The sequence below is a fragment of the Litoribacter populi genome, from assembly GCF_007483685.1.
Lineage (GTDB): Bacteria > Bacteroidota > Bacteroidia > Cytophagales > Cyclobacteriaceae > Litoribacter > Litoribacter populi.
Genome location: NZ_VMKN01000001.1, coordinates 1,227,601 through 1,242,533 on the forward strand (window position 1 = coordinate 1,227,601; position 14,933 = coordinate 1,242,533).

13 protein-coding genes are annotated in these 14,933 nt (G+C 42.9%); 7 read left to right on the forward strand and 6 right to left on the reverse strand.

Translation table 11 applies throughout. The features are described 5' to 3' along the window. Positions 1-103: 103 nt before the first annotated feature. Both cdaA and folP read right to left on the reverse strand, forming a co-directional pair. On the reverse strand, positions 104-970 hold the full coding sequence (cdaA, locus tag FPL27_RS05260; RefSeq protein ID WP_143960090.1) for a diadenylate cyclase CdaA: 867 nt from the start codon (positions 968-970) through the stop codon (positions 104-106). Then, on the reverse strand, positions 967-1,842 hold the full coding sequence (gene folP, locus FPL27_RS05265; protein ID WP_143960091.1) for a dihydropteroate synthase: 876 nt from the start codon (positions 1,840-1,842) through the stop codon (positions 967-969). Before folP ends, cdaA begins: the two co-directional genes overlap by 4 nt. A gap of 14 nt (positions 1,843-1,856) precedes the next feature. Between folP and FPL27_RS05270 the strand changes: the two genes are divergently transcribed. The 4 genes from FPL27_RS05270 (at position 1,857) to FPL27_RS05285 (ending at position 5,030) form a co-directional block, all read left to right on the forward strand. Continuing rightward, positions 1,857-2,408, forward strand: coding sequence for a DUF1599 domain-containing protein (locus tag FPL27_RS05270; protein WP_143960092.1), 552 nt, complete (start codon positions 1,857-1,859; stop codon positions 2,406-2,408). Continuing rightward, positions 2,401-3,516 (forward strand): BT_3928 family protein, encoded by a 1,116-nt coding sequence (locus FPL27_RS05275; protein WP_143960093.1) that lies wholly within the window; start codon positions 2,401-2,403, stop codon positions 3,514-3,516. The genes FPL27_RS05270 and FPL27_RS05275 overlap by 8 nt, the downstream gene beginning before the upstream one ends. Before the next feature lie 2 nt (positions 3,517-3,518). Next, on the forward strand, positions 3,519-4,025 hold the full coding sequence (locus FPL27_RS05280) for a shikimate kinase (RefSeq protein ID WP_143960094.1): 507 nt from the start codon (positions 3,519-3,521) through the stop codon (positions 4,023-4,025). 255 nt (positions 4,026-4,280) lie between these two features. After that, the gene (locus FPL27_RS05285; RefSeq protein WP_143960095.1) at positions 4,281-5,030 is read left to right on the forward strand and encodes a thioredoxin domain-containing protein; all 750 of its coding nucleotides are present in this window, start codon (positions 4,281-4,283) and stop codon (positions 5,028-5,030) included. A 127-nt stretch (positions 5,031-5,157) separates the two neighbouring features. On the opposite strand, the gene FPL27_RS05290 is transcribed toward FPL27_RS05285, so the two are convergent. Both FPL27_RS05290 and FPL27_RS05295 read right to left on the reverse strand, forming a co-directional pair. Next, positions 5,158-6,642: an OmpP1/FadL family transporter gene (locus FPL27_RS05290; RefSeq protein ID WP_143960096.1), complete on the reverse strand. Its 1,485-nt coding sequence runs from the start codon at positions 6,640-6,642 to the stop codon at positions 5,158-5,160. 125 nt (positions 6,643-6,767) lie between these two features. Continuing rightward, complete coding sequence (locus FPL27_RS05295) at positions 6,768-8,177, reverse strand: hypothetical protein (protein ID WP_143960097.1); 1,410 nt, start codon at positions 8,175-8,177, stop codon at positions 6,768-6,770. 134 nt (positions 8,178-8,311) lie between these two features. On the opposite strand from FPL27_RS05295, the gene proS reads away from it, so the two are divergent. The 3 genes from proS to floA all read left to right on the forward strand — a co-directional run bounded on the left by proS (position 8,312) and on the right by floA (position 11,640). Continuing rightward, on the forward strand, positions 8,312-9,793 hold the full coding sequence (gene proS / locus FPL27_RS05300; RefSeq protein ID WP_143960098.1) for a proline--tRNA ligase: 1,482 nt from the start codon (positions 8,312-8,314) through the stop codon (positions 9,791-9,793). Between the two features lie 374 nt (positions 9,794-10,167). Beyond that, complete coding sequence (locus tag FPL27_RS05305) at positions 10,168-10,629, forward strand: NfeD family protein (protein WP_143960099.1); 462 nt, start codon at positions 10,168-10,170, stop codon at positions 10,627-10,629. A 3-nt stretch (positions 10,630-10,632) separates the two neighbouring features. Beyond that, the gene (gene floA, locus FPL27_RS05310) at positions 10,633-11,640 is read left to right on the forward strand and encodes a flotillin-like protein FloA (protein ID WP_143960100.1); all 1,008 of its coding nucleotides are present in this window, start codon (positions 10,633-10,635) and stop codon (positions 11,638-11,640) included. A gap of 25 nt (positions 11,641-11,665) precedes the next feature. Here the strand turns inward: floA and FPL27_RS05315 are convergent, their stop codons facing one another. Both FPL27_RS05315 and hemA read right to left on the reverse strand, forming a co-directional pair. After that, entirely contained in the window at positions 11,666-13,240 is a 1,575-nt protein-coding gene (locus FPL27_RS05315) for a WG repeat-containing protein (RefSeq protein ID WP_143960101.1), read from the reverse strand. A 229-nt stretch (positions 13,241-13,469) separates the two neighbouring features. Further along, positions 13,470-14,738, reverse strand: a complete 1,269-nt coding sequence (hemA, locus tag FPL27_RS05320) for a glutamyl-tRNA reductase (protein ID WP_143960102.1) — start codon at positions 14,736-14,738, stop codon at positions 13,470-13,472. Positions 14,739-14,933: the final 195 nt, after the last annotated feature.

A 14,933-nucleotide genomic window follows, 5' to 3' on the forward strand; every position in this document is an offset into this window, starting at 1 on the left:
CTTTATTCCATCTCCCGTCTTCCGTCTCCCGTCTCATCCAACATCCGTCATCCAACATCCGACATCCGTCATCCAACATCCATCATCGGTCATCCAACACCCATCATTCCAACTCCTTAGCTTTTCTAATTTTCTTTCTCTCTGAACTACTTACCGCTTCAAACTTATCATCTACATCAACTCCTGTCAGATATTCATTGAGAATTTCACGAACTTCCTGAAAAGAGAGGTTATGGAGGATCTTACCGTTTTTTGCTAGAGAAACCTGTCCAGTTTCCTCCGAAACGATAAGAATCAACGAATCGGTAGCTTCGGACATCCCGATGGCCGCACGGTGTCGAAGTCCAAACTGGGCGGGGATTTCCCTTTCAGTAACTGGTAAGATACACCTTGCGGCTTTTACTCGGCCGTTATAGATAATCACTCCTCCATCGTGTAAGGGACTGTATTTGTTGAAAATGCTTATCAAAAGTCTCTTAGAAACCACTGCATCAATCAAATCACCACTTTCCGCATAGAATTTAAGTTCAGAATTTCTCGAAATTACCATCAAGGCACCCGTACTTGTTCCTGCCAGCGATTTTGAAGCCTCCAGGATTGGGGTGATGTTGAAGGATTGGGTTTCCCTTTTTTTCCAGAACAGCAGCTCGCGGAATACATTTTCATTGGAGAAGATGGAAGACCGACCTATAATGAGGAGGAATTTTCTAATTTCAGGGGCAAAGAGAATGATGGCTGCTATTACACCCACACCCATAAACTGACCCAGGATAATGGATAAAAGCTCCATGCGGGCCGCATTTACCACTAGATAAATAAGGTAGAGGGACAGGAAGCCCAAGAAAATCTTGATCGCAACGCTACCCCGCATCAGCTTGTAGATCTGATACAAAAGAAAACTTACCAGGGCAATGTCTAGGACATTAACCAGTGAGATTTCTAGAAATCCTATTCTGAAAAGTAGACTCAAGGGTAAAGTTGTTTATATAATTGGATCGTTTCTTTTGCTTCTTTCACATCATGGACCCGAAGAATGTTTGCGCCATTTATCAAAGCGGCCATATGTAGTGCCGTGGTGCCATTGAGAGCATTCTCGGGGCTGGTCTCCAAAAGCTTGTAAATCATCGACTTTCTGGATATACCAACTAATATGGGAGTATTCAAAAATTTAAAATAACCCAAATTCCGCAGCAATTGAAAGTTTTGCTCTAAAGTCTTCGCGAAACCAAATCCTGGATCAAGTACTACATCATTAATGCCAGCTTGATGACATTGGTTCAGTTTTTGTTGAAAACGGCTGAAAATTTCTCCTATTAAGTCGGTATAATCTGTTTTTGAAGCCATATCTTGGGGATTGCCCCTCATATGCATGCAGATATAGGGCGTCCTTAATTTGCCCACCGTCATCAGCATGTTGGGGTCAAGGTCTCCACCTGATATATCGTTCACGATATCCGCACCAGCATTTACTGCTTTTTCTGCCACGCCTGACCTGAAGGTGTCCACCGAGATCAAAACCTTTTGGTTTGTATTTTTGACAGCCTCTATACCTTGAAGCACACGTTCGGCTTCTTCCTCTTCACTGATATCTGTAGCACCAGGTCTCGTGCTATAGCCCCCTATATCTATGATGTCTGCTCCTTCCTCAAGAAGTGTATCCACTGTTTCCGGTAGGGAGTCAGCAGCTCTACTTCCAGCGAAAAAAGAATCAGGAGTTACATTAAGAATCCCCATCACCCAGGGCCTATCCAAGGTCCACAGCTTCCCTTTGACATTAAGGGTTATTTTTTTTGGGGGAAATAAATTATCTTCGATGCCAGAAGAAATAAAGTTGTCGACCATTAAATAAAAATACATTGAAAACGGAAACCGTGAGCGAATATAATCAAGTTATTCACCTTTGTAAAGAACTTTTCAAGAAGAAAACTTTAGATTATGGAACTGCTTGGAGAATTTTGAGGCTTCCTTCTATTACTGACCAGATTTTCATCAAAGCACAACGCATACGGTCCATTCAAGAACTCGGCAACCAAAAGGTGAACGACCCCATTCAAGATGAATTTATTGGGATCATTAACTATTGTATAATTGCACTGATGCAGCTGGAATTGAAAGATGATGATAGGTTGGAAATAGAGTATAATAAATTGGAGCCACTTTATGATAAGTGGACAAATGCTACTCGGGCGCTGTTGGAAAACAAAAACCATGACTACGGTGAGGCCTGGAGGGATATGAGAATTCCTTCCATCACCGATATTATTCTGATGAAACTGTATAGGGTAAAGCAGATTGAGGACAACCAAGGACAGACTTTGGTGTCGGAGGGCATAGAGGCCAACTATCAGGACATGATCAATTACTCCGTCTTCTGTTTGATTAAATTAGGATTTCACAAAAATGATTAAGCAAATATTCCTTTTAATAGTCCGCTTCATTGTAGGCGGACTTTTCATCTTCTCTGGCCTTATCAAGGTCAACGATCCCATAGGAACCTCCATCAAGTTTGAGGAGTATTTCGATGTATTCAGCTATGATATAGCCCCTTTCTTTGCCAGCCTAAAAGCTATCTCACTACCACTTGCAGTTTTTCTGGTTGTGGTGGAGGTAGTATTGGGAGTGATGCTGATTATCAATTACCGTCCAAAGTTCACTACTTGGGCATTGGCAGTGATAATAGTATTCTTCACTTTCTTAACCTTTTACTCTGCCTATTTCAACAAAGTGACCGATTGTGGTTGCTTTGGTGACGCCATCAAACTCACCCCTTGGGAAAGTTTCTTCAAGGATGTGTTTCTTGTAGTGTTGATAGCCATCTTGCTCATTTTCAATAATAGCTTGAAGCCAAATAACGGTTTCCCAGCCATGCTGGTTTCTGTTTTTTCTCTGGTTATCTCAACAGGTTTGGCCATTTACGCTATTCAAAACCTTCCATTCCTGGATTTTAGGGCTTTTAAAGAAGGCACTGACATACCGGCGGCCATGCAGCCTTCAGCCAATCTCGAGTACAGTTACGTAATGGACCATAACGGCGAAAGGGTGGTGATGGACACTTATCCAACTGGTGATGAGTACGAATTTGTTGAAATGACGATTAAGAACCCGGAGGCCCTTCCTAAAATTTCTGACTTTGCCATCTGGAATTCTCAAGGGGATTTTACTGAGGAAATGTTGACTGGCAACAAGGTCCTGATCATGGTTAGCAACATCAGTAAGATCAATGAGAGCAATATGGACAAAATAGGTGAATTGGTCCGCGGTTTCAAAAACACCGAAGTTGAAGTGGTCTTTGTATCGGCTTCTTCGGAGGAGGAAGCCCAAGCAATATTAGCACTTTACGGATGGGAAATTGATTATTTCCTAGCTGATGCAACCGTGGTCAAAACCATCGTGAGGTCCAATCCAGGGCTGATGGTGCTTGAAAACGGCAAGGTCAAAGGAAAGTGGCATCACAACAACACACCTAAAGTTTCAGACGTGGAAAAGCTGTTCAACAATAATATGATTAATTCCTAAATATGGGTAATGATAAAATCATCTTAGTAGGAATGCCTGGATCCGGCAAAAGTACTTTGGGGAAAGCTGTGGCAGAAGTGCTGCAGCTTTCTTTTTTTGATCTTGACCAAGAAATTGAAGCTTCCGCCGGATTAAGTATTCCCGAAATCTTCCATCACCACGGTGAGGGGTATTTTCGGGAAATGGAAAAAGCAGCACTTGAAAAAGTGCTTAGTCTTCCAGAAGGGTTAATACTTGCCACCGGGGGAGGGGCTCCCTGCTTTTACAATAATATGGAGTTAATTAATTCTGCTGGAACTTCTGTGTTTCTTAACCCTTCTCTTGAAGTGTTACTTTCCCGTATAGAAGAGGCAGAAAATAGGCCCATGTTTTTAGGTTTGGATCAAGATGAGAAATTGGCCAAACTTGAGTCCTTATTGAAAAAAAGACTTCTATTTTACCAAAAAGCTCAATTCGTTATAGAAAATACTATCTCTGCTGTTCAATTGACTGAAATACTTGGTTGCTAATAGGTAGAGTGTCATACTTTTCCTTGTAAGCTAAAAGCTTCTGGTCTATTTTTACCTTAAATGTATATCCGCTTTATTGCCAGTAAAAACTATCAAATAATGAAAGGATGGCTGAAGGCAAGATTCATGGCCACTTCGGTCATCGGTCATCGGTCTTCCGTCGCTTAAAACAAGGAATTAATGACTACCTGCCTTTGCCGTCCAGGCAGGCTGGCATCATTGCGGATAATCATATTGTCTTAAATTAAATTACTTATGAAGTTATATTTAGCCATTTTATCTCTTGCGGTCATTTTCAGTGCCTGCCAACATAATCCGTCCACAAGCCAAAATCAGGAAGCTTCATCAACTGTCTATATTAACGATGTTAATGCCAAGCGATTTAAAAGAGCCATTGAGGAAGGTGATGGAATTATCTTGGACGTGAGGACGCCTGAGGAGGTAGCATCGAAGGGTTATATCCAGAATGCAAGCCTTTTGGATTTCTACGATGAAGATTTCAATGATAAGATTAATCTCTTGACCAAGAACAAAGAGATATATGTCTATTGTGCCACTGGTGGCCGAAGTATAGAAGTCGTTCAATTATTGAAATCAAACGGTTTTGATAAAATCTATCACTTGGAGAGAGGTCTTATGGATTGGGAGAATGAAGGTTTCGACCTAGTCAGGGATGCCATTGCCAAGGATGATAAAATAGAGGAATGGAATTTGGAAGAGTTTGAAGCCATGTTGGTTGCGGATAAGCCAATCTTGATTGACTTCCATACCGTATGGTGCGCTCCTTGCCGTAAAATGGCCCCTTTGATTGATCAGGTGGAAGAAGATTTAAAAGGAATAGCAATAGTTAAAAGAATTGATCTGGACCGCAGTAAAGAGGTAGGAAAGGCTTACAACCTTCAGGGAGTTCCGGTCTTTGTGATATTCAAAGATGGAAAGGAAGTTTGGAGACACAATGGGATCATATCCCAAGAGGAATTAAAGGCCCAAATCAGCAAAATATAGAGCAAAAAAAAACTCAGCGTTCAAGCTGAGTTTTTTTTCCGTCATCCCGTCATCCCGTCATCCCGTCATCCCGTCATCCCGTCATCCGTCATCCCGTCATCCCGTCATCCGTCATCCGACACTTTTCTTAGAAATTAAACCCGACAGTAAGAATTCCCGAAGTGATCGTATTCCGAATATCGGCAACAGGTCCTAGCTGTCTACCTGCTGCATCTATCAGTGAATAGCTTCTGTAGGTTTGGTCAAACTGGGTATGATTGATTCCCAAATCAATATAGAATTTTGGCAATCTTACACCTATACCGCCACTAATGACGGTCTGGAACCTTTCAGAGTTTGGATCATCAAAAGGATCTCCATAATAGGCATAACCGGCCCTTACTCGGAACATCTCATATCGATATTCACCACCACCTCTGAAGTTGAAGGTTTGACCGTAAGTTTGCTGAATCGCCATATTGTCCAATTGAGGATTGAAATCCCTTGAGTTTAGGAACATGGTGCTGTAATCCACATAATCCACGTCAGCAGAGATGAAACCATTTTTACCTAAGAAATAGGTTGCGCCGGCATTGAATTTCATCGGGGAGCGTAAATTGTAAGTGCTTAAAAGGATATCGGTGCGGGCGTCAAAAGTCTCAGTCGGGTTAACAAACTCAGAAATAATGTTAGCATCATATTCTTCATTCAGCCTGTACCAGGTAGGGCTTTGAAAATTCAAACCAAGATTCAGAGCATCTACAGGCTTGTAAATTGCCCCCAAGTTTAAATTCACGCCTGTACCATTGATGAAGAGATTTTCTCTCAAATCATAGCCTACCATATCACCAAACTGCGTATCGAAGTCTTCGGTGAAATATTTGAACTGAGAATAGTTTATGCTGGAAACTCCCAAGGATCCACCTATAAACAGCTTGTGTTCAAAATTGGCCCCATAGGCAAAGGTTACCTGTGTGATACCACCTTCAGTCACTACTTCTTCATATAAAAGAGGTTGAGTATTGTTGGTTGGGAAATATTCAGTTCCATCTATAACGGTAGGGGCTATCAGAGCTGTACTATACGCTAACCCTCTCAGGCTGTTTTCTTGGTCCAGAATTGTACCGGCAACTCCAAAGGCATCTGCTGCAAAATATTCTGTAAGAGAAGTTGGCGTTATGTTTCTAAAGGCAAATTCACTATTGAAATTAGCTGTCCGGTTGATGCTCACACCAAACGTTCCACCTTTAAATGCACCCGGCGTGAGAGGGTCTCTTGGATTGGCAATCACTAAACTGAGGTTTGGCAAAGCAAAGTTGGTTGTAGGGATGTTCCCAAACTCTGAGGCGTTGTCTAGGTATGAATCTGTATTCCATCCGCCATAAGAGGGGGAAATACTGAATTCAGACCTTCTGAAAAAGCCAAGGCCTGCTGCGTTGCCATGTATGTTGGAAATATCTCCACCTAGGGAATACTGAGTCCCTGCCAAGCCCATAACCCGGGCAGAACCAGTGGAGGTAAATTGGCTAAACCTCAAGGCGTCTTGATAATACCCGCTTTGGGCCATAGAGGATTCTGTTCCCAACAAACTCAAGGCAGCAATCCCTAAAATCCACTTGTTGATTGATTTCATCTAAATCGGTTTATTTTTAACATAGCAACCCAATGCCATTTTATGACAAATGTTATGCCTTTTGAAAATTTGATAGTTTACTATACGGAAGGGAGAGGAAAAAGATGAAAAAAAAAGAGGGGAAATTATCTCCCCCCTCTACCTCCGCCACCGCGGGATGCTCCTCCGCCGACACTACCGCCGCCTCTGGAACCTCCGACACTACCACCACCTCTAGAAGGTGAGTAGGATGGACTTGATGACCTATTTGATGGACTATACGTGTTTCTAGAAGGTTGAGCACCTCTGTTATAAGATGGAGATGCACTTCTAGAAGGTGCTTGTCTATAAGATGGCGATCCGCCTCTGTTATATGCTGGAGAAGACGTTCTACCTCTGGTTGGTGCCACAGTTCTGTTAGATGGAGTAGCTCCTCTAGTAGGGGCAACTCTTCCAGTGTTTCTAGGAGCTGTATAAGCACTTCTGCTAGTAGGGCTACCAGCTCTGTTCATTGCTGGAGAATTGGCTGCTCTTCTGCTTGGTGTAGCAGATGCTGCAGGAGCAGTTCTGCCTCTAGCATTATATAATTCATTTTGAGATCTGCTGAAATCATTTGTTCTTGCCGCTCTTGAAGTAGGAGTGGAATTTCTGCTTACCGCGTCTCTTCTCGCCGAAGCTCTGGAAGCTTGTGGTGAAGCAGCGGTAGCTCTAGTAGATGGAGTAGCGACGCCCGCACCTCTTGTAGGTCTTGCGCCTCTCACCGCTTGCCTGGAACCAAATTCGCCGCCCGGAACGACGAATATCGGACGACCCCAGCCGCCTCCATACATTCCGCCGAAGCCCATGCCCATCATTGGTCTCATGCCCCATGGTCCCCAGAAAGGATCATAAAAGCCACCCATGCCCCAGCCCATTCCCATGCCGAAACGTGAGCCCATCATCCAAGGATTGCCGAAACCCATGCCGAATCGGGAACCCATACCGAATCCCATACCCATGCCGAATCCCATTCCCATGCCGAATCCTGGTCCAAAGCCCATAGGTCCCATGCCCATCATCCAAGGATCATACATCCCCATCATCATTGGGTTCATCATGCCCATGCCCATGCCACCCATCCAAGGGTTCATCATGCCCATGCCACCCATCATCCAGGGGTTCATCATTCCTCTATAAGGGGCGGTGCCTCCTCCGTGGAAATTATTATATACATTAATGTCGCCTTCTTGGCCATCCGTAGCTTGACCTGCTTCATCGAAGTATACAGATCCTTCTTCTTCTGGTTCCTGGCGTTGATAGCGAGCCAGATATTCTGGATTCACATTCTTGGCCGAAAAGTTCTCTTGAGCCAAGTTCTCGGGGTTAGCTTGACGGATTTCCCGGAAGTTGTCCGCTCTATTGCCTTCCACGGCAAACTCAGTGGCCACTGCCGCATCGGATGCCATGAAATATAGGTCATCCGATTCCCCGGACATACTTGTGTATCCCGGGCTACAAGAGGCCAGTCCAAGTGCTGCTATCACTCCAAGGTACCGAACTGAAATTAGGTTTTTCATAAGGATCTGGTTTTAATACTATTAACACTATATACGTGTTGAGGTCAAGAGGGTTATAAATTTTTGATTTATATTTGCCCTCGCAAACCGAGTAACGAATATAAAGAGTTTTTTAAAACTAACAAATAAAAATAATGAGCAAGGGCCTTCCAAAAAGAAGTGAAGATTATTCATTGTGGTACAACGAGTTGGTCAAAAGGGCTGACCTGGCCGAAAATTCGGCCGTCAGAGGCTGTATGGTCATTAAACCTTACGGCTATTCCATCTGGGAAAAGATGCAGGCCCAACTGGATAAAATGTTTAAAGACACAGGACACAGCAATGCCTATTTCCCGCTTTTCATCCCTAAGTCCTACCTTTCCAAGGAGGCCAGCCACGTGGAGGGCTTTGCTAAAGAATGCGCGGTAGTAACTCACTACAGGCTAAAAAATTCCGAGGATGGCAAAAGTGTGATTGTTGACCCGGAAGCCAAACTGGAGGAGGAACTTATTGTCCGTCCTACTTCAGAAACAGTCATTTGGAGTACCTACAAAAACTGGATCCAATCTTACCGTGACCTGCCTCTTTTGGTTAACCAATGGGCAAATGTGGTGAGATGGGAAATGAGAACCAGGCTTTTTTTGCGTACCGCTGAATTTCTTTGGCAGGAGGGCCACACAGCTCACGCTACTAAAAATGAAGCGATAGAGGAGACAGAGCAAATGCTGGACGTCTATGCTGAATTTGCCGAGAACTATATGGCTATGCCTGTGGTCAAAGGTATCAAGTCTGCCAACGAGCGTTTTGCGGGAGCTGAAGAAACTTACTGTATCGAAGCCATGATGCAGGATGGGAAAGCCCTTCAAGCGGGGACTTCTCATTTCTTGGGACAAAATTTTGCCAAAGCCTTTGATGTCAAATTTGCCACCAAAGAAGGTGGTCTGGATTACGTATGGGGTACTTCCTGGGGTGTGAGCACCCGATTGATGGGAGCATTGATCATGGCGCACTCCGATGACAACGGCTTGGTATTGCCTCCAAAACTTGCCCCTATACAAGTGGTGATTGTTCCGATTTTCAGAAGTGAAGAAGAATTGGAAGCCATTTCTGTCAAGGCCAAAGAGATAATGAAAAAACTCCGCGCTTTGGAGATTTCCGTAAAATTCGACAACCGAGATACACATAAGCCTGGTTTCAAATTTGCTGAATACGAACTTAAAGGAGTGCCTTTAAGAATTGCCTTGGGACCAAGGGACTTGGCAAACAATACGGTGGAACTTGCCAGAAGAGATACCCTGACCAAAGAAAGCGTCAATCTTAACGAGGTTGAAATAGATCAAAAAATCAAAGGATTGCTGAAGGAGATTCAAGAAAACATCTATAAAAAGGCATTTGATTTTAAGGCTGAACTGACTACCGATGTTGAAACATGGGAGGAGTTTCAGGATGTACTGGAAAATAAAGGTGGATTTGTATCTGCCCATTGGGATGGTACTTCCGAAACGGAAGAGAAGATCAAAGAACTGACCAAGGCTACCATCCGCTGCATACCTTTGGACCAGAAAAAAGAAGAAGGCAAATGCGTGCTGACGGGGAGTGTTTCCCAAGGCCGAGTTCTATTTGCCAAGGCATATTGATAGATTAGGCCCTATATAGAAAAGCGCGGTAGGATACTTTTTTCCCGCGCTTTTCTTTTTTTGCACCTCTCATTCGGGTACCAAGTAATGGGTACTAAGATACAAAGTACTCCCACCATCAGAGGTTGGTTAGTAGCCATTTTGCCGGGCAGGGTAAGTCGAAAGTCCACAGTCCTCTGTCGACCGCAAAGCTTCGTGCCCTTTTTTTCCTTTGTGCCCATTGTGTCCCATTTGTCACCGTCATCGGACATCGGACACCCCACATCGGACACGCGACATCATTCATCCTCACATTATTTTCTTCTCTCATTCCCCCAACACTTTAATTACTGGGAAAAAAGCTCTATTTTCAGCATGTAATTGTCGTAAATCGCATGACCTGGTTGATTTTAGTTACCTTATTAAGTGTCGGACTGATCCTAGTCCTCACAGAAATTATTTTTGTACCCGGTACTACTGTGGTAGGGATTCTTGGAGTGGTCTTCACCGCGGCAGGTGTAATTTACGCCTTTGCTAACTTGGGGACCGAATCAGGGTATTGGGTTCTGGGTATAGCCCTGTTAGCAAATTTATTCGTCTTGATTTTAGGACTGCGTTCGGGGGTTTGGCGTAAATTTGCCCTTACCTCTTCGATGACCAGTCGGAGTTTTGACGATAGGCTACTAGGCTTGGAGGTAGGACAGGAGGGAAGGACTATTTCTGACATTAAACCCTACGGCAAAGCAGAGTTTGGGGACAAAATTTATGAAGTTAAGTCAGAATCTGGTTTTATTTCCCCAAATGTCAAAGTCATCATCACTAAATTAGAAAGCAATAGAATTATTATTAAACAATAAATTATGGAAATAGACAATTCAATGTTCATTTTGATATCGGCCTTCGCAGGTCTGATATTGATTTTTATCTTCTTATACTTTGTGCCGGTCAACCTTTGGATTACCGCCATTTTCTCCAATGTGAAGGTGGGGATCGGTGAATTGATCGGGATGAGGATCAGAAAAGTGCCACCAAGTATTATTGTAAATTCCCTGATTACGGCCACTAAGGCCGGGTTGGATCTTACGACAAATGACTTGGAAACACATTATCTAGCGGGAGGTAATGTACCCAATGTAATTAGAGCTTTGATTTCTGCCGATAAGGCAAACATCAGCATTACCTTCAAACAAGCCACTGCGATCGACCTTGCAGGTAGGGATGTTTTTGAAGCTGTGCAGATTTCGGTAAACCCAAAAGTTATCAATACTCCCAATGTGGCAGCTGTTGCCGCTGATGGAATTCAGTTGATCGCTAAGGCAAGGGTGACCGTGAGAGCAAACATCGCACAATTGGTCGGTGGAGCTGGAGAAGAAACCATCCTGGCAAGGGTAGGGGAAGGGATCGTGACTTCCATCGGTTCGGCCCACAATCACAAAAGCGTGCTGGAAAACCCGGATAAGATTTCTAAGTTGGTTCTTGAAAGAGGATTGGATGCGGGTACTGCGTTTGAAATTTTATCTATTGATATCGCCGATATCGATGTGGGAACCAACATCGGTGCAAAACTTCAGATAGATCAGGCATCTGCTGACTTGAAAGTGGCTGAGGCAAGAGCTGAAGAGAGAAGAGCCATGGCTGTGGCCCTGGAACAGGAAATGAAAGCTAGAAACGTAGAAATGAGAGCCAAAGTAATCGAAGCCGAAGCGGAAGTGCCAAAAGCAATTTCCGAAGCCTTCAGGAACGGACAACTCGGTATCATGGATTACTACAAGATGGAAAACATTAAGTCTGACACTTCCATGAGGGATTCAATTGCCGGTTCTGACACAGGTAAAGACAGTTCAAAACCTAAAGGTGATAGGAAATAAACCATTAACATAAAAAAAGGGAGCTTTAAGCTCCCTTTTTCTTTTTCTTCTTACTTTCTTCTATGTTCTCCACAACTGGCGGAATATATTCATCTTCAGCTAAAATCAGTTCGTTTGATCGGTCATAGATGATGTTTTTATAATATATCGGCAAGCTGTATTCGCCTGATTCACGCATCAATCCGTATTTGTTGCCTCTTTTGACAAGTATGTGATCATAATTTTCCCGACGGATTTCATCAAATTTTGGTATGGAAATCTCGCTTCCTGAAGCATTGACCAATCCAAACATTTCTTCATCCTCAGTCAGGTAGTAATTATCATCGGTTAGAGAAATCCTTCTATAATAGTTACCCAATAACTCTTTTCCGTTTTTATCGATCAGGTTAGACTTTCCGCCTTTCTTGACAATGGCAATACCTCTATGGAAGTCACCCACCTCCTCATATTGAGGCTGAATGGCGATTCGGTCATTTTTGTCCAAATATCCCCAGCGATTGTCAACCTTGAAGGGAGCTAGCCCCTCTGTATATTTGCTCACGCTGTCGTATCGGTTGGCAATCCTTAATTTTCCTGCCTTGTCCACAAAGCCGTACTTACCATCAATTAAAGCAGCATAAAGACCCTCATTGCCTGGGAAAATTTTGGTAATGTTTTCTGAAGGGGAAACGTCCCATTTGCCCTCTGCATTTAATAAACCTACTTTATGGTCTCTGAAATAAACGTTGTAATGCTCTTTGTCCATCCGACGCACCGAGTCCATACCGATGATGTCAAGAAGGATTCCATCATTTTTCATTACACGGCGAAGCTTACCGTGAATATATTCCAGCATCACATCATTTTCAATGGCTATCCTATGATAGCTGGTGTATTTGATATCTGCTTTCTGCTCTGTCGCTTTGATAAGCATATATTGATGGGCATCAAAACCGAAATAAAAATCACCTTCCACATGGTCAAGCTTGTCGATGACAGGGTCGAGGATATATTCTCCCTCCCTGTTGATCAGACCCAAGCCGGTACTTTCCTGAGCGAGGATGGTTTTGTCGTTTACTACCTCAAGTTTTTGGTAAATTTTGTTAGGGTTTTTGCTGAGTGGCAAAAAGTATCCCTGAGGAGTTTTGGCTATAATCTGCCCGTTGTCTGAGAAAAACGCTTCATCAAAAGCACCCAAGGTCCGTACTTTCCTGTCTCCACGGTCGTAGTAATAATAGGCACTTCCCTTCTTGGCCAGTAGTTGGCTATAGTACGTTTGTACCTCATCAAAGTCAGGCGCTAGTATTTCTTCGCCATACTCGTGAAACACACCGTATTTTTCACCTTCTGACACAATTATCCAGGGTTCGAGAAACTGGTATATTTTGTTGCCTTTAAGGGTGTAAAACGGCTTGTACTGAGGATTGAGCAGCTGCAGCTTTTGGTCCACAATACTCACCCTCACCGATTCACTCAAAAGTTTGATGTTGTCGTTCTCAATTTTCCTGGTCATGTTGAGGTTATGGTCATAAACCTCCCAGGTCTGTGCCGATGAAAATGACTGTATTCCCAAAATCAATCCAGCCATCATGGCCCCCCTCTTGCAAACTTCTACTAACATTTAGGTTATTTTAAAATCCGATAGTAAAATAAAGATTTTCCTCTTGTATTTCAAAAGCTTAACGACCGATAACTGTGAAATTTTGTTAAGTGGAAAATTAAAGTTTTCAGTATTAAATAAGGGTCATGAAAACATGCTATTTATTGTGGGAATGTAAATAAAGTTGCAGCGTTTAGATATAAAAAAAGCCTTTCAGTTTTACTGAAAGGCTTAATAATCAATTTGATAACTATTTTTTGCTAAATTCCTTGTCCAGATCAAATAAATCTGACAAAATATCGATCATGTGATCGGCTTCTTCCCTTTTGCAGGCAGCCTTCAACTGCACTACCGGGATCTTGATGATTTTCTGCATCATGCTTTTGGTAATCTTGTCAATGATGGCATATTCTTTTGGATCGGCATTTTTAAGATGTCTTTCAAGCTCCTCTTTTCGGATTTGCTCCAAGGCGTTCTTAAACTTGTTGATGGTAGGGGATACCATCGCTTCTTTTTTCCAATTGAAAAACTCCTCGATACTTTCCTCGATTATTGACTCTACCATGGGAACGGAAGCCAATCTTCTTTCTAAGGTTTCAGAAGCTTTGCTACGGATATTATCCACATTGTAAAGCATGGCGCCAGGAACATCCTCAACAGAAGTTTCGATGCTTCTTGGTACCGAAAGGTCTACAAACAGTTTGTAGCTTTGTATATCAAATGTCTTTACGAGTTCCTTAGTGATAAAAGGCTTGGATCTGGTAATCGATGATACGATCACATCCGCCTCCTTCATGGCTTCAATGCAATTTTCAAACGGGATGACCTCATAACCTAGGTTCCCTGCTAAAGCCTGAGCTTTTTCATAGGTCCTGTTGGTGATAGTCACTTTCGCCTCTGGAATGTGAACCATATTTTTAGCCACATCTTCACCGATCTCACCCACTCCGATCAGCAGTACTCTTGGCTGGTAAGTGTTAGAGGTAAGTTCCTCGATGAGCTCCACCGCCGCATAAGATACCGAGGCCGCACCATCACGGAAGGCTGTTTCCTGCACCACTCTTTTGTTGGTGAAGAAAATGGTATGCATAAGCCTGTGGAGAAAAGGACCTGCCATGTCAAGGTCGGCAGCAGCCTGATAGGCGCGTTTGATTTGATTGGAGATCTGCATGTCACCCACTACTTGGGCTTCTAGACCCATGGAAACCTTGAAGAGATGCTGAATGGCTTCCTTGTCGTTATTGAAAATGTTAAAATATTCAATGTAAGAAACCACATCCTCCAGGCCTTTTTCCAGTCCTATCAATTTGATGATTTCGGTACTGAGATCTAGTTCGTGGGCGTAATAGACTTCTGTCCTGTTGCAAGTGGAAACGATCAAGGTATCCGTAAGGCTAAAAAAGTCTTTAAGTTTTATCAAAAGAGACTGAATAGAAGTGTCGTCCAAGGAAATTAATTCCCTGATTTCCACTGGTGCACTTTTGTAGGATAAACTTAAAGCTCTAAACTTGTTTTGCATTACGGATTAAAGGTTTCGCTTCACAAATTTAATTCAGAAACATAAGAGTAAGAATATTTTGGACAATCTTATCTCAATTTGGAATCCGTCTAAATAACTAATAAGCGGATTGTTCTGAATTCGGATACAATAATCGACAATTTTAGAAAATAATTCCAATTTTTCGTAACTTATTGGTCCTAAGTTTTTTCAATA

Bases quoted from the DNA above. Each gene is read 5' to 3' on its own strand.
- FPL27_RS05305 (WP_143960099.1), top strand. From the start codon at position 10,168: ATGACCTGGTTGATTTTAGTTACCTTATTAAGTGTCGGACTGATCCTA.
- floA (WP_143960100.1), top strand. From the start codon at position 10,633: ATGGAAATAGACAATTCAATGTTCATTTTGATATCGGCCTTCGCAGGT.
- hemA (WP_143960102.1), bottom strand. From the start codon at position 14,738: ATGCAAAACAAGTTTAGAGCTTTAAGTTTATCCTACAAAAGTGCACCA.
- FPL27_RS05315 (WP_143960101.1), bottom strand. From the start codon at position 13,240: ATGTTAGTAGAAGTTTGCAAGAGGGGGGCCATGATGGCTGGATTGATT.
- FPL27_RS05275 (WP_143960093.1), top strand. From the start codon at position 2,401: ATGATTAAGCAAATATTCCTTTTAATAGTCCGCTTCATTGTAGGCGGA.
- FPL27_RS05285 (WP_143960095.1), top strand. From the start codon at position 4,281: ATGAAGTTATATTTAGCCATTTTATCTCTTGCGGTCATTTTCAGTGCC.
- FPL27_RS05295 (WP_143960097.1), bottom strand. From the start codon at position 8,177: ATGAAAAACCTAATTTCAGTTCGGTACCTTGGAGTGATAGCAGCACTT.
- FPL27_RS05280 (WP_143960094.1), top strand. From the start codon at position 3,519: ATGGGTAATGATAAAATCATCTTAGTAGGAATGCCTGGATCCGGCAAA.
- proS (WP_143960098.1), top strand. From the start codon at position 8,312: ATGAGCAAGGGCCTTCCAAAAAGAAGTGAAGATTATTCATTGTGGTAC.
- FPL27_RS05290 (WP_143960096.1), bottom strand. From the start codon at position 6,642: ATGAAATCAATCAACAAGTGGATTTTAGGGATTGCTGCCTTGAGTTTG.
- folP (WP_143960091.1), bottom strand. From the start codon at position 1,842: ATGGTCGACAACTTTATTTCTTCTGGCATCGAAGATAATTTATTTCCC.